The sequence below is a fragment of the Serratia inhibens genome, assembly GCF_003591175.1.
Classification (GTDB): domain Bacteria; phylum Pseudomonadota; class Gammaproteobacteria; order Enterobacterales; family Enterobacteriaceae; genus Serratia; species Serratia inhibens.
Map to the genome: position 1 here is coordinate 213,810 of NZ_QYYG01000007.1, position 17,467 is coordinate 231,276.

22 protein-coding genes are annotated in these 17,467 nt (G+C 55.8%); 11 read left to right on the forward strand and 11 right to left on the reverse strand.

Translation table 11 applies throughout. The features are described 5' to 3' along the window. Window positions 1–9: 9 nt before the first annotated feature. The 7 genes from murA to mlaF form a co-directional block, all read right to left on the reverse strand. Window positions 10–1,269 carry a UDP-N-acetylglucosamine 1-carboxyvinyltransferase gene (murA, locus tag D4100_RS19845; protein WP_006317097.1) on the reverse strand — a complete coding sequence of 420 codons (1,260 nt, stop codon included), beginning with the start codon at window positions 1,267–1,269 and terminating at the stop codon, window positions 10–12. A gap of 54 nt (window positions 1,270–1,323) precedes the next feature. Then, window positions 1,324–1,578 (reverse strand): BolA family iron metabolism protein IbaG, encoded by a 255-nt coding sequence (gene ibaG / locus D4100_RS19850; protein WP_006317098.1) that lies wholly within the window; start codon window positions 1,576–1,578, stop codon window positions 1,324–1,326. Window positions 1,579–1,718: 140 nt separating this feature from the next. Next, window positions 1,719–2,021 (reverse strand): lipid asymmetry maintenance protein MlaB, encoded by a 303-nt coding sequence (mlaB, locus tag D4100_RS19855; protein WP_119805081.1) that lies wholly within the window; start codon window positions 2,019–2,021, stop codon window positions 1,719–1,721. Then, window positions 2,021–2,650 (reverse strand): phospholipid-binding protein MlaC, encoded by a 630-nt coding sequence (gene mlaC / locus D4100_RS19860; protein WP_119805082.1) that lies wholly within the window; start codon window positions 2,648–2,650, stop codon window positions 2,021–2,023. The genes mlaB and mlaC overlap by 1 nt, the downstream gene beginning before the upstream one ends. A gap of 14 nt (window positions 2,651–2,664) precedes the next feature. Then, complete coding sequence (mlaD, locus tag D4100_RS19865; RefSeq protein ID WP_006317101.1) at window positions 2,665–3,216, reverse strand: outer membrane lipid asymmetry maintenance protein MlaD; 552 nt, start codon at window positions 3,214–3,216, stop codon at window positions 2,665–2,667. A gap of 4 nt (window positions 3,217–3,220) precedes the next feature. Next, window positions 3,221–4,003, reverse strand: coding sequence for a lipid asymmetry maintenance ABC transporter permease subunit MlaE (gene mlaE / locus D4100_RS19870; protein WP_004948524.1), 783 nt, complete (start codon window positions 4,001–4,003; stop codon window positions 3,221–3,223). A gap of 4 nt (window positions 4,004–4,007) precedes the next feature. Beyond that, on the reverse strand, window positions 4,008–4,823 hold the full coding sequence (gene mlaF, locus D4100_RS19875) for a phospholipid ABC transporter ATP-binding protein MlaF (RefSeq protein ID WP_004948525.1): 816 nt from the start codon (window positions 4,821–4,823) through the stop codon (window positions 4,008–4,010). 314 nt (window positions 4,824–5,137) lie between these two features. On the opposite strand from mlaF, the gene D4100_RS19880 reads away from it, so the two are divergent. The 11 genes from D4100_RS19880 (at window position 5,138) to npr (ending at window position 13,423) form a co-directional block, all read left to right on the forward strand. Beyond that, window positions 5,138–6,115, forward strand: a complete 978-nt coding sequence (locus tag D4100_RS19880; protein WP_006317102.1) for a calcium/sodium antiporter — start codon at window positions 5,138–5,140, stop codon at window positions 6,113–6,115. A 16-nt stretch (window positions 6,116–6,131) separates the two neighbouring features. After that, on the forward strand, window positions 6,132–7,118 hold the full coding sequence (kdsD, locus tag D4100_RS19885; RefSeq protein WP_006317103.1) for an arabinose-5-phosphate isomerase KdsD: 987 nt from the start codon (window positions 6,132–6,134) through the stop codon (window positions 7,116–7,118). Between the two features lie 17 nt (window positions 7,119–7,135). Beyond that, window positions 7,136–7,690, forward strand: coding sequence for a 3-deoxy-manno-octulosonate-8-phosphatase KdsC (gene kdsC, locus D4100_RS19890; protein WP_004948532.1), 555 nt, complete (start codon window positions 7,136–7,138; stop codon window positions 7,688–7,690). After that, window positions 7,687–8,265 carry an LPS export ABC transporter periplasmic protein LptC gene (gene lptC / locus D4100_RS19895; RefSeq protein ID WP_006317104.1) on the forward strand — a complete coding sequence of 193 codons (579 nt, stop codon included), beginning with the start codon at window positions 7,687–7,689 and terminating at the stop codon, window positions 8,263–8,265. Before kdsC ends, lptC begins: the two co-directional genes overlap by 4 nt. Further along, window positions 8,234–8,773 carry a lipopolysaccharide ABC transporter substrate-binding protein LptA gene (gene lptA / locus D4100_RS19900; RefSeq protein ID WP_006317105.1) on the forward strand — a complete coding sequence of 180 codons (540 nt, stop codon included), beginning with the start codon at window positions 8,234–8,236 and terminating at the stop codon, window positions 8,771–8,773. The genes lptC and lptA overlap by 32 nt, the downstream gene beginning before the upstream one ends. 6 nt (window positions 8,774–8,779) lie before the next feature. Next, a complete protein-coding gene (lptB, locus tag D4100_RS19905; protein WP_006317106.1) occupies window positions 8,780–9,505 on the forward strand; it encodes an LPS export ABC transporter ATP-binding protein in 726 nt (241 codons plus the stop codon). 50 nt (window positions 9,506–9,555) lie between these two features. Further along, window positions 9,556–10,989 (forward strand): RNA polymerase factor sigma-54, encoded by a 1,434-nt coding sequence (gene rpoN / locus D4100_RS19910; protein ID WP_006317107.1) that lies wholly within the window; start codon window positions 9,556–9,558, stop codon window positions 10,987–10,989. Between the two features lie 23 nt (window positions 10,990–11,012). Beyond that, complete coding sequence (hpf, locus tag D4100_RS19915) at window positions 11,013–11,300, forward strand: ribosome hibernation promoting factor (protein WP_004948547.1); 288 nt, start codon at window positions 11,013–11,015, stop codon at window positions 11,298–11,300. Window positions 11,301–11,581: 281 nt separating this feature from the next. After that, on the forward strand, window positions 11,582–12,043 hold the full coding sequence (gene ptsN / locus D4100_RS19920) for a PTS IIA-like nitrogen regulatory protein PtsN (RefSeq protein WP_004948550.1): 462 nt from the start codon (window positions 11,582–11,584) through the stop codon (window positions 12,041–12,043). A 256-nt stretch (window positions 12,044–12,299) separates the two neighbouring features. After that, window positions 12,300–13,154, forward strand: a complete 855-nt coding sequence (gene rapZ, locus D4100_RS19925; protein WP_004948553.1) for an RNase adapter RapZ — start codon at window positions 12,300–12,302, stop codon at window positions 13,152–13,154. Continuing rightward, a complete protein-coding gene (npr, locus tag D4100_RS19930) occupies window positions 13,151–13,423 on the forward strand; it encodes a PTS phosphocarrier protein NPr (RefSeq protein ID WP_004948556.1) in 273 nt (90 codons plus the stop codon). Before rapZ ends, npr begins: the two co-directional genes overlap by 4 nt. A 91-nt stretch (window positions 13,424–13,514) precedes the next feature. Here npr and D4100_RS19935 read toward each other — a convergent pair whose 3' ends face one another. The 4 genes from D4100_RS19935 to D4100_RS19950 form a co-directional block, all read right to left on the reverse strand. After that, window positions 13,515–13,796: a type II toxin-antitoxin system RelE family toxin gene (locus D4100_RS19935; RefSeq protein WP_006317109.1), complete on the reverse strand. Its 282-nt coding sequence runs from the start codon at window positions 13,794–13,796 to the stop codon at window positions 13,515–13,517. Beyond that, a complete protein-coding gene (locus D4100_RS19940) occupies window positions 13,786–14,037 on the reverse strand; it encodes a type II toxin-antitoxin system Phd/YefM family antitoxin (protein ID WP_119805097.1) in 252 nt (83 codons plus the stop codon). Before D4100_RS19940 ends, D4100_RS19935 begins: the two co-directional genes overlap by 11 nt. A gap of 105 nt (window positions 14,038–14,142) precedes the next feature. Further along, on the reverse strand, window positions 14,143–16,059 hold the full coding sequence (locus D4100_RS19945; protein ID WP_006317111.1) for a BglG family transcription antiterminator: 1,917 nt from the start codon (window positions 16,057–16,059) through the stop codon (window positions 14,143–14,145). Window positions 16,060–16,111: 52 nt separating this feature from the next. Continuing rightward, window positions 16,112–17,326 (reverse strand): lactonase family protein, encoded by a 1,215-nt coding sequence (locus tag D4100_RS19950; protein WP_006317112.1) that lies wholly within the window; start codon window positions 17,324–17,326, stop codon window positions 16,112–16,114. Window positions 17,327–17,467 lie beyond the last annotated feature (141 nt).

Below are 17,467 nucleotides of genomic sequence, written 5' to 3' on the forward strand. Positions count from 1 at the left end.
TCTGACAGATTACTCGCCTTTCACACGCTCGATATTCGCACCCAGCGCACGCAGCTTGTCTTCAATACGTTCATAGCCACGGTCGATATGATAGATACGATCGACGACGGTCACACCGTCGGCGATGCAGCCGGCGATCACCAGGCTGGCAGAAGCGCGCAGATCGGTCGCCATCACCTGGGCGCCGGAAAGCTGCTCAACGCCATGACAAATCACGGTGTTGCTCTCGATCTCGGCGTGAGCACCCATGCGGATCAACTCAGGCACGTGCATGAAGCGGTTTTCGAAAATGGTCTCGGTGATCACGCCGGTGCCTTCCGCCACCAGGTTCAGCAAGCTGAACTGGGCCTGCATATCGGTCGGGAAACCAGGATGTGGCGCGGTACGAATGGTAACCGCTTTAGGGCGATTGCCGTGCATGTCCAGGCTGATCCAGTCTTCGCCCACTTCGATATCCGCGCCGGCTTCACGCAGCTTGGCCAACACGGCGTCCAGCGTATCCGGACGGGTGTCGCGGCACATCACTTTGCCACCGGAAACCGCAGCGGCAATCAGGAAGGTGCCGGTCTCGATACGGTCAGGCAGAACGCGATAAACGCCGCCGCCCAGGCGCTCAACGCCTTCGATGGTGATGCGGTCACTGCCGGCGCCGCTGATTTTCGCGCCCAGCGTATTAAGGAAGTTGGCAGTATCGACAATTTCCGGCTCGCGCGCGGCATTTTCGATCACTGTGGTGCCGGTCGCCAGGGTCGCTGCGCTCATGATAGTCACGGTAGCGCCAACGCTTACCTTATCCATCACGATGTGCGCGCCTTTCAGGCGGCCTTCAACGGAAGCTTTAACGTAACCTTCTTCCAGTTTGATCTCCGCGCCGAGTTGTTCCAGGCCGGTGATGTGCAGATCGACCGGACGCGCGCCGATCGCACAGCCGCCCGGCAGGGAAACCTGACCGCGGCCAAAACGCGCGACCAGCGGCCCCAGCGCCCAGATAGAAGCACGCATGGTTTTCACCAGGTCGTACGGCGCACAGAACTCGTTCACGCCGCTGGCGTCAACATACACAGAACCGTTGCGCTCGATCTTGGTGCCTAACTGGCTGAGTAGCTTAATGGTGGTGTCGATGTCCTTCAGCTTCGGGACATTCTGCAGCTCGACCGGCTCTTCCGCTAATAATGCGGCGAACAGGATCGGCAGGGCGGCGTTTTTCGCCCCGGAAATAGCAACTTCACCGCTGAGGCGGGTCCGGCCCTGCACACGAAATTTATCCATCTGACTACTCTCTGTTATCTAATCTGAAGCTGCCCGCCCGGAGGGCAAACAGCCTTAAAATCCGTTGAGTTTGCGGTCTCGCTGCCACTCTTCAGGGGTGTACGCCTTGATCGATAAGGCATGAATGCGGTTGTCCGCAATGTATTCCATCAGCGGTGCGTAGACCGTCTGTTGTTTTTTGACGCGGCTCATGCCGGCAAACAGCTCGCCGACCACGATCGCCTGGAAGTGGCTGCCGTCGCCCGTGACATGTGCTTCATCCAGTGCCAACGCTTGCATCAGCACGTCTTTAATCTCGTTATTTTCCATAGTATCCAGTTCTGCAGCAAAAGGATCATAATCAGCCTGACATCTTAGTGGAATACGACGTTTTCTTAAACTAAAGAAAAAGCCCCTATTACATAGGGGCTTTTGGGGATATGACCATCTTCAGCCAGCTGAAAATATCGCTAACCAGCGGTATCGACAGGCATTATTGCTTGCAGGTTGTACAACGCTATCAGCGTTTTCAAGCGATCGGTGGCGCCGGAAATTTTTAATTCAACGCCTCGCTGGCGCTGCAGCTCACGCAAATGCACCAGCAGCGCCAACCCGGAAGAGTCCACGCGTTGCAGTTGCGAGACGTCGAGAGCGGTTTTATCCGCCAGCAACCTTTCCCGCTGCTCCCACAACGGCAGCAGCGTTTCCCGGTCCAGCTCGCCGCGCAGGATCAAGGTCTGCTGCTGCGATTCAAAGCTGAGTGCGGCCGACATCAGTTTTTCTGTTCCAGCGTGATAGGCCGCTGCGCCGCTGCCTGCAGCTGTTTGGTCAGACCGTCAATGCCCTGAGTACGCAGGGTCGACGCCCACTCGTTCTGTTTGGTGGTAATCATGCTGACGCCTTCGGCGATCATGTCATACGCCTGCCAGTGGCCGGTTTTACTGTTTTTACGCCATTGGAAATCCAAGCGTACCGGTGGGCGACCGTCTTTATCAATGATGGTCACGCGGATGGCGACGATGTCGGCGTCACCCAGCGGCTGCTCAGGGGCGATCTGGTAGGTCTGGCCGTGGTACATCGCCAGCGCCTGGCCATAAGCCTGCTCCAGATAGGCCTGGAATGCGGTGAAATAGGCATCACGCTGCGCCGGCGTCGCTTCTTTGTAATAACGGCCCAGCACCAACGCACCGGCGTATTTGACCTGCACGAACGGCATCAGCTCCTGATGCACCACCGAACGCAGGTAGTTAGGGTCCTGCTTGATTTTTGGCTGTTCGGTTTTCAGCCGGGTAAAGGTTTTCTCAGCCGCGTCTTGCATCAGGCTGTACGGGTTGGTTTGATCGACCGCATTCGCCAGCGGAGCAACCACCAGCAGGGCAACCATAAGTAAACGTTTAAACATGCAGGTTTCCTCTCTTAATGACTTGGGGCGACAGATTGCGGCGCAGTACCGGCAGCCGGCTCGGCGGCCGCGTCTCCCGGTTTGGCTGCATTATCCTGGCCGCCGCTTTTATACAGGAACTGGCCGATCAGATCTTCCAGAACCATGGCTGATTTGGTGTCCTGAATAGTGCCGCCGTCCTTCAGAATGGTGGTGCCCATATCAGGATCTTCAAAACCGACGTTCAGTGCCAGATACTGCTCCCCCAACAGGCCGGAAGTGCGGATCGCCAGTGAGCTGGTGTCCGGGATTTGGTTATATTTGTCCTGAATGTCCAAGGCTACGCGCGGCGTATAAGTTTTAGGATCGAGCGAGATGTCGGCCACACGACCAATCATCACGCCACCTATTTTCACCGGCGAGCGCGCTTTAAGGCCGCCGATATTATCGAAGGTCGCATAGATGCGGTACGTCGGCTCGTTACCGATCGACTTAATGTTCGCTACCTGCAGGCAGAGAAAGACGATGGCGCACAGCGCAATCAGCATAAACGCCCCAACCCAAATTTCACTCTTCTTCGTTTGCATCGAATCAATTCCCAAACATCAGTGCTGTCAGCACGAAATCCAATCCCAACACCGCCAGTGACGAATGTACCACGGTACGCGTCGTTGCCCGGCTAATCCCTTCAGAGGTCGGCACCGCATCATACCCGTTGAAAATGGCAATCCAGGTCACGGTGATGGCGAATACCACGCTCTTGAGCAGGCAGTTGAGCAAGTCTTTTCTCCACTCCACTGCACCCTGCATCGCCGACCAGAAGAAGCCGCTGTCGATGCCCTTCCAATCCACGCCGACTATCGATCCGCCCCAGATGCCCACAGCGACGAAGATAATCGTCAGCAGAGGCATGCTGATCAAACCGGCCCAAAAGCGCGGCGCGACAATCCGCCGCAGCGGATCGACGGCCATCATTTCCAGGCTGGAAATTTGTTCGGTCGCCTTCATCAGGCCGATTTCTGCCGTCAACGCAGACCCGGCGCGGCCGGCAAACAGCAGCGCAGTGACCACAGGCCCCAGCTCACGCAGCAGCGACAGCGCCACCATCATACCCAGACTGGCTTCGGCGCTGTAAGTGGTCAGTACCAGATAACCTTGCAGCCCCAGCACCATGCCGATAAACAGCCCGGAAACCATGATGATCAGCAGCGATTGCACACCCACGCTGTGCATTTGCTTTAGCAACAGCGGCCACTGTTTGCGCGGCTCCGGCCGCCCGACCAGTGCGTTGAACAACATCAACCCCGCGCGCCCAAAGCTGGCGCTGGTATTGATGCCACGGCGCCCTAACGACGCTAACGCCTGTAATAACATGAGCTTATTTACTCCCTAAGCCTAACAGTTCGGCCTGGTAATCCCCGGCCGGATAACGGAAGGGTACCGGCCCATCGGCAATACCATCCAGGAACTGGCGCACGCGTGCATCAGGATTGTTCTGTAATTGCGGCGTCGTCCCTTCGGCAATCACCCGATGATCGGCAACGATATACGCGTAGTCGGCGATGCTCAGCACTTCCGGCACGTCGTGCGAAACCACGATGCAGGTGATACCCAGCGCATGGTTCAGCTCATCGATCAGCTTCACCAACACGCCCATGGTGATCGGATCCTGGCCGACGAAAGGTTCGTCGAACATGATAAGCTCCGGGTCGAGCGCTATCGCCCGTGCCAACGCGGCTCGCCGCGCCATGCCACCGGACAGTTCGTTGGGCATCAGCTCCGCCGCGCCGCGCAACCCGACCGCTTCCAGTTTCATCATCACCGTGCTGCGCAAAATCGGTTCCGGCAAACGGCTGTGCTCACGCAGCGGATAGGCCACGTTTTCAAACACCGTAAGATCGGTGAACAGCGCGCCAGACTGGAACAACATGCTCATTTTCTTGCGCGCCTCATACAGCTGATGGCGGGATAACGCGGGAATATTATCGCCATCGAACCAGATCTCGCCGCGGTCCGGTGCCAGTTGGCCGCCAATCAGGCGCAACAGCGTGGTTTTACCAATACCGGACGGCCCCATGATCGCCGTGACCTTGCCGCGGGGAACCGTCAGGTTGATGTCTTCGAATATCAGTCGATCGCCGCGCGAGAAACTCATGTCGCGCACTTCGACCAGATTCTCTGCATTTTGGTGCATGTTAATGGATCCTTTACGGCTCATTTTTGCCAAATCTACCCGCGATGTTAAAGCAACGGGCGCAACGCGTCTCATCTTTACAAAAACTTACCGGCATTTCGCTACCAATGGTGCGCTAAGGCTGTACCTGATTTTACTTTTACGCGCCACACGGTCAAAATTGCGTATATAACGAAAAAAACGAATCTGTTCATATATTAGCCGGGAAAACCCGTTGCTGTGGCTTTAGCCTGCACAACGGAGGGCAAAGCAAGATAGCCGAATTTCGGCTTTTAACCAACGAACCGGGATGATACCCAACAATAGGACCCTGCATGTTTCTCGCGATAGTTTTACTCATCGTTGGTTTATTTTTACTGGTGTATGGCGCAGACCGCTTAGTTTACGGTGCTGCGGTGATTTCCCGTTCGCTTGGCGTGCCGCCGTTAATCATCGGCATGACCATCGTCGGTATCGGCACTTCGCTGCCGGAGCTGTTCGTGTCGACCACCGCTGCGCTGAATGGGCAGATAGATATGGCCGTGGGGAACGTATTAGGTTCCAACATTGCAAATATATTATTGATCCTTGGCGTGGCTGCGCTGATTCACCCGCTGGCGGCGCGATCCGAGGTACTGCGCCGCGAACTGCCGCTGATGTTGGCGGTCACAGTATTGTGCGGTTTTGTGTTGATGGACGGCACCCTGAGCCGCCTGGATGGCGTAGTGCTGTTGGCCGCCGCTGCCGCCTTTATTTTATTGATGCTGAAAATCGCCCGGCTGGCGCAGCGCGAAGGCAGCGACAGCCTGACCGTGGAGCAAATCGCCGAGCTGCCGCAAGACAGCAGCAACACCGTGGCGGTGCTGTGGCTGGTGCTGGCGTTCATTATTCTGCCGTTATCGTCCAAAATGGTGGTCGATAACGCCACGGTGATTGCGCACTATTTTGGCATGAGTGAACTGGTGGTCGGTTTGACCCTAATCGCCATCGGCACCAGCCTGCCGGAGTTGGCCACAACCATCGCCGGGGCACTAAAGGGGGAGGATGATATGGCGATTGGCAATATCATCGGCTCCAACATTTTCAACACGGTGATCGTGCTGGGCGTTCCCGCTCTGTTGTCGCCGGGCAGCGTCGACCCTGCCGCCTTCCACCGCGATTATTGGGTCATGTTGGCGGTCAGCATTGTGCTCAGCGCCCTGTGCATCGGGCGAAAACATCGCATCGGTCATCTGGCGGGCGCTCTGTTATTATGTGGCTTTATTGCGTATCTTGCGGTGCTGTTTTTTAACCCTTTCAATACTTTCGGCTAAATCGATGGGAATGAGCATGTCGAACATTCAGTTGCAACCGGGTTTTGATTTTCAACAGGCAGGCAAAGAAGTGCTGCAGATTGAGCGTGACGGGCTGGCCCAGCTCGATCGGTACATCAATGCAGACTTTACCCGCGCCTGCGAATTGATCGCCGGCTGCTGCGGTAAAGTGGTCGTGATGGGCATGGGTAAATCCGGGCACATTGGCTGCAAGATTGCCGCCACCTTTGCCAGCACCGGCACGCCATCCTTCTTTGTTCACCCGGCGGAGGCCAGCCACGGCGACCTTGGCATGGTGACGGCACAGGATATCGTGCTCGCCATTTCCAATTCAGGCGAGTCCAACGAGATCCAGGCGCTCATCCCGGTCCTGAAGCGCCAGCAAATCCCGCTGATCTGCATGACCAACAACCCGGAAAGCTCGATGGGCAAAGCGGCGGATATTCACCTGTGCATCAAGGTGCCGCAGGAAGCCTGCCCGCTCGGCCTGGCACCCACCACCAGCACCACCGCTACCCTGGTGATGGGCGATGCGCTGGCAGTGGCGTTGCTGAAAGCCCGCGGTTTCACGCCGGAAGATTTTGCGCTGTCGCACCCCGGTGGCGCCCTGGGCCGCAGGTTGTTGCTGCGCGTTTGCGACATCATGCACAGCGGCGAGGAAATCCCGCACGTCAGCGCCGATGCATCGCTGCGCGACGCGTTGCTGGAAATCACGCGCAAAAACCTGGGCATGACGGTCATCTGCGACGATCTGATGAAAATCGCCGGCATCTTTACCGATGGTGACCTGCGGCGGATATTTGATATGGGCATCAACCTCAACGAAGCCCGGATCATCGATGTCATGACGCTCGGCGGCGTACGGGTACGCCCGAACCTGCTGGCGGTCGATGCGTTGAACCTGATGCAGCAGCGCCATATCACCGCGCTGCTGGTTGCCGATGGCGACCAATTGCTGGGTGTGGTACATATGCATGACATGCTGCGCGCCGGCGTCGTTTAATTAAGGAATAGAACTCAATGAGTCTGGTTGAAACCTGCTACGGGCCTGTAGAACAAGACGTCATGGCGCGTGCCGGCAAAATCCGCCTGCTGATTTGCGATGTCGACGGCGTGCTGTCAGACGGCCTGATTTTTATGGGCAACAACGGCGAAGAATTAAAAGCGTTCAACGTGCGCGACGGTTACGGCATTCGCTGCCTGAAAACTTCGGATATCGACGTGGCGATTATCACCGGACGTTCAGCCAAACTGCTGGAAGATCGGGCGAAAACCCTCGGCATCACCCATCTGTATCAAGGGCAGTCCGATAAGCTTTTGGCCTTCCGCGAACTGTTGGATACACTGTCATTGAACGCGGATCAGGTGGCCTATATCGGTGACGACTTGATCGACTGGCCGGTGATGGCTCAGGTTGGTCTGGCGGTCGCCGTGGCGGATGCGCATCCGTTACTGACGCCAAGAGCCCACTACGTTACCCGTATTGCCGGTGGCCGCGGCGCGGTGCGCGAACTGTGCGACATTATTCTTTTGGCACAAAATAAGCTGGAGGACGCCAAAGGGCTGTCGATATGAGCAAAACCAAACTTTGGATCACCCTCCTTCTGGCGGTGATCGCCCTGGCGCTGATTGGCTGGAACATGACTGATTTCAGTGATGATACGGTTCCAGGCCCCGTCAATGATCAGGACCCGACTTATCAGAGCCAGCATACGGTCACCATAGTGTACAATCCGACCGGGAAGCTGAGTTACAAGCTGGTGGCGGAAGACGTGAAATATTATACCGCCGATGAATTAAGCTGGTTTACCCAGCCGGTGATGACGCTGTTTGATGAAAACGCGGTGGCCACCTGGTCAGTTCGCGCCGATCGCGCCAAACTGACTAAAGACCGAATGCTGTATCTTTACGGCCATGTTGAGGTGAACAGCCTGACCACCACCTCGCAGCTGGAAAAAATTAAAACGGACAATGCTCAGGTGAATCTGGTGACCCAGGATGTCGCTTCGGATGATGAAGTGACTCTCTATGGGACAAACTTTACCTCTAACGGCATGAAAATGCGTGGGAACCTGCGGGCCAAAACCGCTGAGCTGATTGATAAGGTTAAGACCAACTATGAAATTCAGAACCAAAAAACAACGCCGTAATCTATTGATCGGAAGCCTCATTTTGGCCGCCAGCGCACCCGCATGGGCGCTGAAATCTGACTCCAACCAACCGGTAAGTATCGACTCGCTGAAACAATCTCTGGATATGCAGAGCAACGTCAGCACCTTTACCGATAACGTGGTGATCAAGCAAGGCACCATCGACATCAAAGCGGATAAAGTGGTCGTTACCCGCCCTGGCGGCGATCAGAACAAAACCTATATCGAAGCCTTTGGCAATCCGGTTACCTTTTACCAGATGCAAGACAGCGGCAAGCCGGTAAAAGGCCATGCGCAGAAGGTCCGTTACGATGTGGCGTCGCAGTTGGTGACCCTGACCGGGAACGCCTATCTGGAGCAGCTCGACAGCAACGTGAAGGGCGATCGCATCACCTATCTGGTGCAACAGCAGCAAATGCAGGCGTTCAGCGATAAAGGCAAACGCGTGACTACGGTTCTGGTACCGTCGCAGTTGCAAGACAAAAACGGGCAAAAGAAGAGTAACTAATCACTTATGGCTACACTCATCGCAGAAAACCTGGCGAAAGCCTACAAGGGCCGTAAAGTTGTTGAAGACGTCAGCCTGAAAGTGAAATCCGGCGAGATCGTCGGCCTGCTGGGGCCAAACGGCGCCGGCAAGACCACCACCTTTTACATGGTGGTCGGTATCGTCCAGCGTGATGCCGGGCGTATCGTGATTGACGAAGAAGACATCAGCCTGCTGCCGCTGCACGCCCGTGCGCGTCGCGGCATTGGTTATTTGCCGCAGGAAGCGTCGATCTTCCGTCGTCTGAGCGTGTATGACAACCTGATGGCCGTCCTGGAGATCCGCGAGGATCTCAGCAGCGAGCAGCGTGCAGACCGTGCGGTTGAACTGATGGAAGAGTTCCATATCTCCCATCTGCGCGACAACCTTGGCCAGGCGCTTTCCGGTGGTGAACGCCGCCGCGTGGAGATCGCCCGTGCGCTGGCGGCTAACCCGAAATTCATCCTGCTGGATGAGCCTTTCGCCGGGGTTGATCCCATTTCCGTTATCGACATTAAAAAAATTATCGAGCACTTGCGTGACAGCGGCCTGGGCGTGCTGATCACCGACCATAACGTGCGCGAAACGCTGGACGTGTGTGAACGTGCCTATATCGTCAGCCAGGGCAAGCTGATTGCCCACGGCACGCCGGATGCCATTTTGGCTGATGAGCAGGTGAAACGCGTTTATCTGGGCGAAGAATTCCGCCTCTGAGTGCCGGCGCGTCCTGATGGACGACTGTTAACGGAAGTAGACTGAAGATTATGAAGCAAGGTTTGCAACTCAGGCTCAGCCAACAACTGGCCATGACCCCCCAGCTCCAGCAGGCTATCCGCCTGCTGCAGTTGTCCACGCTTGAGCTCCAGCAGGAGATACAGCTGGCGTTAGAGAGCAATCCCCTGCTTGAGCAGACCGATTTGCACGAAGAAATCGACGCCAAAGAGACCACCGAGACCGAAGGGCTGGATACCCGCGAGGCGCTGGAACAAAAGGACATGCCCGAAGAACTGCCGCTGGACGCCACCTGGGACGAAATCTATACCGCAGGCACGCCGTCCGGCACCGGCACCGATTACAGCGATGATGAGTTGCCGGTCTATCAGGGCGAAACCACCCAGACGCTGCAGGATTACCTGATGTGGCAGGTGGATCTCACGCCATTCTCTGATACCGATGTCGCCATTGCCACCTCGATAGTCGACGCCGTCGATGACACCGGCTACCTCACCGTGCCGCTGGAAGATATTCTGGAGAGCATGGGTGACGAGAATGTGACAATGGACGAAGTCGAAGCGGTTTTGAAGCGCGTGCAGCGTTTTGATCCGGTTGGCGTCGCCGCGCGCGATCTGCGCGACTGTTTGCTGATCCAGCTTTCCCAGTACGCAAAAGATACGCCCTACCTGGCTGAAGCGCGCCTGATCATCAGTGAACATCTGGCTTTGTTGGCCAATCACGACTTTCGCAGCCTGATGCGAACAACGCGGCTAAAAGAAGATACACTGAAAGAAGCGATGCTGCTGATCCAGTCGCTTGATCCGCGCCCGGGGCAGTCGATCAACACCGGCGAGTCAGAATATGTGATCCCGGACGTGCTGGTGCGCAAGGTGCAGGACTGTTGGACGGTAGAGCTCAACGCCGACAGCATTCCGCGGCTGAAGATAAACCAGCAGTACGCCGCCATGGGCAGCAGCGCGCGCAACGACAGTGACGGCCAGTATATCCGCAGTAATCTGCAGGAAGCGAAATGGCTGATCAAGAGCCTGGAAAGCCGTAACGATACCTTGCTGAAAGTCACGCGCTGCATCGTCGAGCAGCAACAAGCGTTTTTTGAACAGGGTGCCGAATTTATGAAGCCCATGGTGCTGGCGGATATCGCCCAGGCCGTGGAGATGCATGAATCGACAATCTCACGCGTCACCACGCAGAAGTTTCTGCACAGTCCGCGCGGCATTTTCGAGTTGAAATATTTCTTCTCCAGCCACGTGAATACCGACAGCGGGGGCGAAGCCTCCTCTACGGCAATCCGCGCATTGGTGAAGAAATTGATTGCGGCGGAAAACCCCGCCAAACCGCTCAGCGACAGCAAGCTGGCCACCCTGCTCTCCGATCAGGGGATCATCGTGGCGCGGCGTACCGTCGCCAAGTACCGAGAGTCTTTGTCCATCCCGCCGTCCAACCAGCGTAAACAGTTGGTTTGACCTCAATAGAGAAGGAAGACACTATGCAGCTCAACATTACCGGACACCACATCGAAATCACCGAACCATTGCGCGAGTTCGTGAACACCAAGTTCGCCAAACTCGAACAGTATTTTGACCGCATAAATCAGGTGTATGTCGTGCTTAGCGTGGAAAAAGTGCAGCAGATTGCGGAAGCGACGGTGCACGTGAATGGAGGCGAGTTGCATGCCACCTCGGAAGACGAGAACATGTATGCCGCAATTGACACCCTGATCGACAAACTGGCGCGTCAATTGAACAAACATAAAGACAAACTGAAACAACACTGACATTCTGGGCCGTCTCCGTCCGCGGGCACGGCTCAAACATAGCCCAGGTCGTCGGCGCGTTACTGTATTACCCTGGATAATTGGCGTTGCATCGAGGTGGCATGAGCGCTTATCCCGCGAGCTTACACAGGTAAGTGATTCGGGTAAGTAAACTCAGCCAACGCAGAAGCAGCTTCAAGTATGACGGGTATGGGTACCGCGCCGATAAGCCATCAGGGTTAAACAAGGCGAAAAATCACCTCACAAGGCAACTTGCTGGTGTGGTTTTAAGTGAAGATGAGATGAACAACGAAACAATGCAATTAAGCTCGGTGTTAAACATCGAGTGCACCAAAAGCTCGGTACACTGCACCAGCAAGAAACGGGCTTTGGAGATTATCAGCGAACTGGCTGCAAAACAGCTAAACCTGCCGTCGCAGGTGGTGTTTGACGCGGTTCTCACCCGGGAGCGCATGGGCAGTACCGGTATCGGCAACGGTATCGCCATTCCCCATGGCAAACTGGAAGAGGACACACTGCGGGCCGTTGGCGTGTTTATCCGTCTAGACCAACCTATTGCCTTTGACGCCATTGACAACCAGCCTGTCGATTTGCTGTTCGCCTTGCTGGTGCCGGCCGACCAATGTAAAACCCATTTGCATACCCTGTCGCTGGTCGCCAAGCGCTTGGCCGACAAAACCGTATGCCGCCGCCTGCGCTCGGCGCAAAGTGACGAAGAGCTTTACCAGATCATCACCGAGTAATGCCCGGCTGGCGTGACTTCCTGCCGGGATAACGATACTGTTTAGCTACGATGGGTTCCGGCTCAGGCCGGAATAATAAAGTTTCTAACGATAGCGATATACCCAAAATAATTGACGTTGCGTCAAGGCGGCAAAGGCGCTCATCCCGATGAGCTTACACAAGTAAGCGATTCGGGTGAGTGAATGCAGCCAACACAGAGGCAACGTCAAGTATGACGGGCATAAACGCCACTGAAATGCCAGGGGGAGTTGCCACATGGTGCTGATGATTGTCAGCGGCCGTTCCGGTTCAGGGAAATCCGTCGCCTTGCGGGCGCTGGAAGACATGGGTTTTTACTGCGTTGATAACCTGCCCGTGGTACTGCTGCCGCAGCTTGCCAATACGCTGGCGGAACGCAACATCTCCGCAGCGGTAAGCATCGACGTGCGTAACATGCCGGAATCGCCGGAAGTGTTTGAATATGCGATGACCCAATTGCCGGACTGCTTTTCGCCGCAGTTGCTGTTCCTCGACGCCGACCGCAATACCCTGATTCGCCGCTACAGTGATACCCGCCGCCTGCATCCGCTCTCCACCAAGAATCTGTCGCTGGAAAGCGCGATCGATGAAGAGAGCGATCTACTTGAGCCGTTGCGCTCAAGGGCCGACCTGCTCATCGACACGTCGGAAATGTCGGTGCATGAGCTGGCCGAAATGCTGCGAACCCGCCTGCTGGGTAAACGCGAGCGCGAACTGACCATGGTGTTCGAATCCTTCGGCTTTAAGCACGGCATCCCGATCGACGCCGATTACGTATTCGACGTACGCTTCCTGCCGAACCCGCACTGGGACCCGAAACTGCGCCCGATGACCGGCCTGGATAAACCGGTCGCCTCGTTCCTCGATCGTCACACTGAAGTGCACAACTTTATCTACCAGACGCGCAGCTATCTGGAACAGTGGCTGCCAATGCTGGAAACCAACAACCGCAGCTACCTGACGGTGGCGATTGGTTGTACCGGCGGCAAACACCGCTCCGTCTACGTAGCCGAACAACTGGCCGACTACTTCCGTTCACGCGGCAAGAACGTGCAATCGCGCCACCGGACGCTGGAAAAACGTAAGCAATGACGGTCAAGCAAACGGTTGAAATCAAAAACAAACTCGGTATGCACGCTCGCCCGGCGATGAAGCTGTTCGAGCTGGTGCAGAGTTTTGATGCCGAAGTGATGCTGCGTAACGACAGCGGCACCGAGGCCGAAGCCAGCAGCGTAATTGCGCTGCTGATGCTGGACTCTGCACAGGGGCGGCACATCGAAGTGGAAGCCACCGGCCCGGATGAGGTAAAAGCGCTGAATGCGGTGATTGAACTGATTAATTCAGGGTTTGATGAAGACTAACTTCTCCGCAACAAAGAAGTAAACCTCAGGAACGCGCCCTTTATGGCGCGTTTAACATTTATGAAGCTTCAGCAGTATACTCAGATTAAATCTATCGTTTATCGGCAATTGAGTAGACTTCATCCCCTGCCCGTTTTCCTACTGCAATAACTAACAAAATGACTTCAGTATCATTAACTTCATAAACCAGCCGGTAGCCGGATGAACGCAATTTAATCTTGTAGCGATTACTGCGGCCACTGAGCCGTGAAGCTGGCACATGCGGATTCTCCAACCGCTCCGCCAGCTTCTTTTTCAATTGTTCCCGGATAGGATGCCCCAATTTTTGCCATTCTTTCAGGGCACGTTTCTCGAATTTAAGATTATAGCTCATCGAGACTCACGCTCACAAACTCAGCATCCTCCATGCGTTCATCTGCGATCCGATTCAGTTCGGCATCTTCAGCAAGCTCTCGATAGTAAGCGTAAAGCTCTGGAGGAACGCAGTAAAAAGCAGGCTCATTGCGGTTTAATATGGCTACTGCTCCACCATCACCATCGGCGACAGTGCCCATTGGATTCTTTTTTAAATCCGTGATACTTGCAGCCGTTGTGGTCAATATTTGATAGGTCATAGTATTTACCTCACTTATTAGCACCAACATTGGCACCAACATTAGCACTCTTAAAGGTACCTAACAATATTCCCTTTAAGACGACTTCTATTTTTGGCTCATCACTTAAATCCGGCTTAAACAGTCCAGCGCCACCGCCTTGAAGCTATCGAAATTATCGCTGCCCAACAGACGGCTCATCGAACGCTCGCGTACAAAAGTGACGAACAGATCGTAAATCGCCATCGCCTCTTCATAGTCGCTTTTGCTGATCGCCAGCAGGAAAATCACATGGGCGATCTCACCGTCGCCCCACACCACGCCCTGCGGTGCCAGCAACGTCATCACCACCGTTTTTTTCGCCAGCAATCCCAACGAGTGCGGCAGTGCAATACCTTCGCCCAGCATGGTCGATACTATAGCTTCGCGCTCCACTACCGATGGGTAAAAATCGTCACCGACGTACCCTTCCTGCTCCAGTTGAACGCACACTTTCCGGAACAGCTCCGCCTGCGTCAGTGGCTCGTTCACCACCCTGAAATGCGCGGCGTCGAAGAACTTCTCCAGCATGTAGGGTTTGGTGCGATCCACCAGCACCAGTTTACCCAGCTGTTCCAGCTGGTATTCGGTAGGAAACGGCGACATCACCACCACCGGTTTGTTCTTTTCGCTGACCCGCGCGTTGGAAATGACAAAATCTTCGTCGATATGAGTAAGTACCTCATAATCGCGCAGTGAAACGATGCGCGTCATCACCAGCTGTGGGTACTTGCGTGCAATCTGCGCCTGGATCATGCGTACCGTTGAATTACCGGTATCGCACACCAGCATCACCTGCGGATGGCGCTCATAGCCGATGTTGTAGTGCCGTTCCAACCCCACGCCGATATGCAGCACCAGATAGCCGATTTCGTTTTCGCTCAGGGTGTAAGGCGTGTATTTTCCCCAGCTCGATACCGCCGCCAGCGTCACGTCATAGGCCATCGGATAGTGTTGTTTGATATTGGCCAACAGCGGGTTGGGAATATTAATCTGGTATTTCACCCGCGTAATCATGGTCTTGATATGAGTGAGCAAATCAGCCCGCAGTTGGCGGTCACCCTGCAGGTTGTAGTTATAGTGTGCGTTGATGTACGACAGAATGTAGTCCACCAGCGCTTCTTCGTCGTCGGCGTTGATCTTGGTCGGCTGCACGTCCTGTACCCGGCGCGCGGCAATATTCACCCTTAAATAAGCCTCTTCCGCCATCGACACTTCTTTGCCGCTGGCCTTGCGCAGTTCCCCCGACAGCCAGGTGGAAACCTTGCGCACCGCGTCATCGCCGTCTTCAACGTCAAAGTCCGACAACGGGTAGCCATCGCTAATGCGCCGCAGCGCCACCGCACAGTAGAAAATCAAATACTGCTCACCTTCGTCCGTCAGGCGGATGGCGTATTGCGACAGCAGCGGATGCAGCAGCCCGGCGAAGGTCGCCACCTGCGGTTGCAGCAGGATTTCATTGCTGAGCAACGGGTTTTCGGCATCGGCCAGATGCAGTTGGAATAACAGATCGGTCAGGCAAGCGCGGATCGCCATCTCCGATCCGAACAGTTTCATGCCGTAGCGCGGTTTGGTTTCAATGGTTAACTGGTAGTTCGTCAGGCGCTCTCTCACCTCAGCCATGTCGTTTTGCAGCGTTCCGCGGCTGACAAACCATTCATCGGCCAAATCTTCCAGCTTCAGGGAAAAGGCTGAGGTCAAAAAACGAATCAGCAGATAGTGCACCCGCTCTTGCGCACTGCGCGGCGTCGCGTGCTTTTTGCGCTCCCGGTGCTGCAGAGCGCTGAACAGCGCGGCATCATCCACCTGCAGGCGATAGCCCGCCCCACGACTATGCACAAAGCGAGCGCCGTATTTTTCCAGGATATCGTTCAACGCTGTGATATCGGCACGCACGGTACGGGTGGATACCGCAAAGCGTTTCGCCAACTCATCCTGCGGCAAGGTCTCGGACTGCAAAGCGTCGAACAGATAGGCCAAACGCGGGTAGGGAAATCGTACCATTCTCTTTCCGTCAATTAAGGTGCCCGCCCAGGGAAATCAGGCGGGCAACGGGTTACTTCGCTATCGGCAGAAACACCATTTGCGAGGGGCTGCCCACCGGCGTATAGCCCTCAACAAAGCTGAGTTTGCCGCTGACCTTGTCCAGGCTGAAACGGGTGACGTTATCGCTGCGCTGGTTCATCGCATAGAGATAATGCCCGTCCGGGCTCAACGTCAACGACCGCGGATAGTCACCGCGCGTCCAGATCTCCGCCACCGGCTTCAGTTCGCCGTCGGCGCCAACGCTGAACTGCGCGATGCTGTTATGCAGCCGGTTGGCGACGTACAGATTCTTCCCGTCCTCGCTCAGGACCAACCCCGAGGCAAAGCTGGTGCCCTTATAATCGGCCGGCAGCGAAGAGACGGCATGTAATTGTTTCAGAGTACCTTTTTGGCTGTCGAAACGGTAGCTGGTCAGCGTCGAAGCCTCTTCGTTCACTAACAGCACCGTCTTGCCGTCCGGATGGAACACGAAGTGACGCGGGCCGGCACCGGCGGAAGAGGCGGCGATCCACGGCGGATCGTTCGGCGACAGTTGGCCGCTTGCGCCGTCGAAGCGCCACTGGTAGAGGCGATCCAGCCCCAGATCGGTAGAAAACACAAACTTGCCGCTCGGATCGCTGGCGATCATATGCGCGTGCGGGCCATTGTGATCGCTGGCGGCAAAACTGCCCTCCACCGCCCCCGCCGGTTTACCCGCGCCAGCCGGCCCCTGATCCTGTTGCACTGAACTGGCGTTACCCAATTTACCGTCACTCTCAATCGGGAACGCCGCCACGGTGCCGCTGACGTAGTTCGCCACCAGCAGATGGCGGCCGTCCGGCGTCAGGGAAAGATAAACCGGCCCTGCGCCCTGCGAATCAACCTGATTCAGCTGCGTCAGCCCGCCATCAACCGGGTTGATGCGATAAGCGATGATACCGCCGTGCTTGCTGCCGTTAAAATCGGCCACTTCGCTGGCGACATACAGCGTCCGGCCTTGGGCATCCAGGGTTAGCTGCGCCGGATTAGGTTGGTTGCTGACCAGCGTTTTAGCGCTCAGCGCGCCGCTGGCCGGATCAACCCGCACCCGGTAAACGCCTTCGCCGTTGGGGTTGTAAGTACCGATATAAGCAAAATGAGATGACGTGGAGTTCATTGCATCCTCAGCATGCAGCGCCGGGCTGGCGATCGCCAGCAACGCCAGAGTTAACGCAGTACGTAAGGGGGAAGTTTGCCAGTTTCGCATAGTTATCCTTAGAGAAGTAACGGCGCGGCATGCCACGCCCGTAAAGACAAAACCTGTAGCCTCCCTGCCTTACGTCATCCGATATCCCTTTCTTACTTGAAGCTGTAGCGTGGTTGGCTACAGCTCCAATTAAGTTGGGTA

What these genes read in the sequence shown, in the direction of transcription:
- murA (WP_006317097.1), bottom strand. Translation starts at nt 1,269, where the DNA reads ATGGATAAATTTCGTGTGCAGGGCCGGACCCGCCTCAGCGGTGAAGTT.
- ibaG (WP_006317098.1), bottom strand. Translation starts at nt 1,578, where the DNA reads ATGGAAAATAACGAGATTAAAGACGTGCTGATGCAAGCGTTGGCACTG.
- mlaB (WP_119805081.1), bottom strand. Translation starts at nt 2,021, where the DNA reads ATGTCGGCCGCACTCAGCTTTGAATCGCAGCAGCAGACCTTGATCCTG.
- mlaC (WP_119805082.1), bottom strand. Translation starts at nt 2,650, where the DNA reads ATGTTTAAACGTTTACTTATGGTTGCCCTGCTGGTGGTTGCTCCGCTG.
- mlaD (WP_006317101.1), bottom strand. Translation starts at nt 3,216, where the DNA reads ATGCAAACGAAGAAGAGTGAAATTTGGGTTGGGGCGTTTATGCTGATT.
- mlaE (WP_004948524.1), bottom strand. Translation starts at nt 4,003, where the DNA reads ATGTTATTACAGGCGTTAGCGTCGTTAGGGCGCCGTGGCATCAATACC.
- mlaF (WP_004948525.1), bottom strand. Translation starts at nt 4,823, where the DNA reads ATGCACCAAAATGCAGAGAATCTGGTCGAAGTGCGCGACATGAGTTTC.
- D4100_RS19880 (WP_006317102.1), top strand. Translation starts at nt 5,138, where the DNA reads ATGTTTCTCGCGATAGTTTTACTCATCGTTGGTTTATTTTTACTGGTG.
- kdsD (WP_006317103.1), top strand. Translation starts at nt 6,132, where the DNA reads ATGTCGAACATTCAGTTGCAACCGGGTTTTGATTTTCAACAGGCAGGC.
- kdsC (WP_004948532.1), top strand. Translation starts at nt 7,136, where the DNA reads ATGAGTCTGGTTGAAACCTGCTACGGGCCTGTAGAACAAGACGTCATG.
- lptC (WP_006317104.1), top strand. Translation starts at nt 7,687, where the DNA reads ATGAGCAAAACCAAACTTTGGATCACCCTCCTTCTGGCGGTGATCGCC.
- lptA (WP_006317105.1), top strand. Translation starts at nt 8,234, where the DNA reads ATGAAATTCAGAACCAAAAAACAACGCCGTAATCTATTGATCGGAAGC.
- lptB (WP_006317106.1), top strand. Translation starts at nt 8,780, where the DNA reads ATGGCTACACTCATCGCAGAAAACCTGGCGAAAGCCTACAAGGGCCGT.
- rpoN (WP_006317107.1), top strand. Translation starts at nt 9,556, where the DNA reads ATGAAGCAAGGTTTGCAACTCAGGCTCAGCCAACAACTGGCCATGACC.
- hpf (WP_004948547.1), top strand. Translation starts at nt 11,013, where the DNA reads ATGCAGCTCAACATTACCGGACACCACATCGAAATCACCGAACCATTG.
- ptsN (WP_004948550.1), top strand. Translation starts at nt 11,582, where the DNA reads ATGAACAACGAAACAATGCAATTAAGCTCGGTGTTAAACATCGAGTGC.
- rapZ (WP_004948553.1), top strand. Translation starts at nt 12,300, where the DNA reads ATGGTGCTGATGATTGTCAGCGGCCGTTCCGGTTCAGGGAAATCCGTC.
- npr (WP_004948556.1), top strand. Translation starts at nt 13,151, where the DNA reads ATGACGGTCAAGCAAACGGTTGAAATCAAAAACAAACTCGGTATGCAC.
- D4100_RS19935 (WP_006317109.1), bottom strand. Translation starts at nt 13,796, where the DNA reads ATGAGCTATAATCTTAAATTCGAGAAACGTGCCCTGAAAGAATGGCAA.
- D4100_RS19940 (WP_119805097.1), bottom strand. Translation starts at nt 14,037, where the DNA reads ATGACCTATCAAATATTGACCACAACGGCTGCAAGTATCACGGATTTA.
- D4100_RS19945 (WP_006317111.1), bottom strand. Translation starts at nt 16,059, where the DNA reads ATGGTACGATTTCCCTACCCGCGTTTGGCCTATCTGTTCGACGCTTTG.
- D4100_RS19950 (WP_006317112.1), bottom strand. Translation starts at nt 17,326, where the DNA reads ATGCGAAACTGGCAAACTTCCCCCTTACGTACTGCGTTAACTCTGGCG.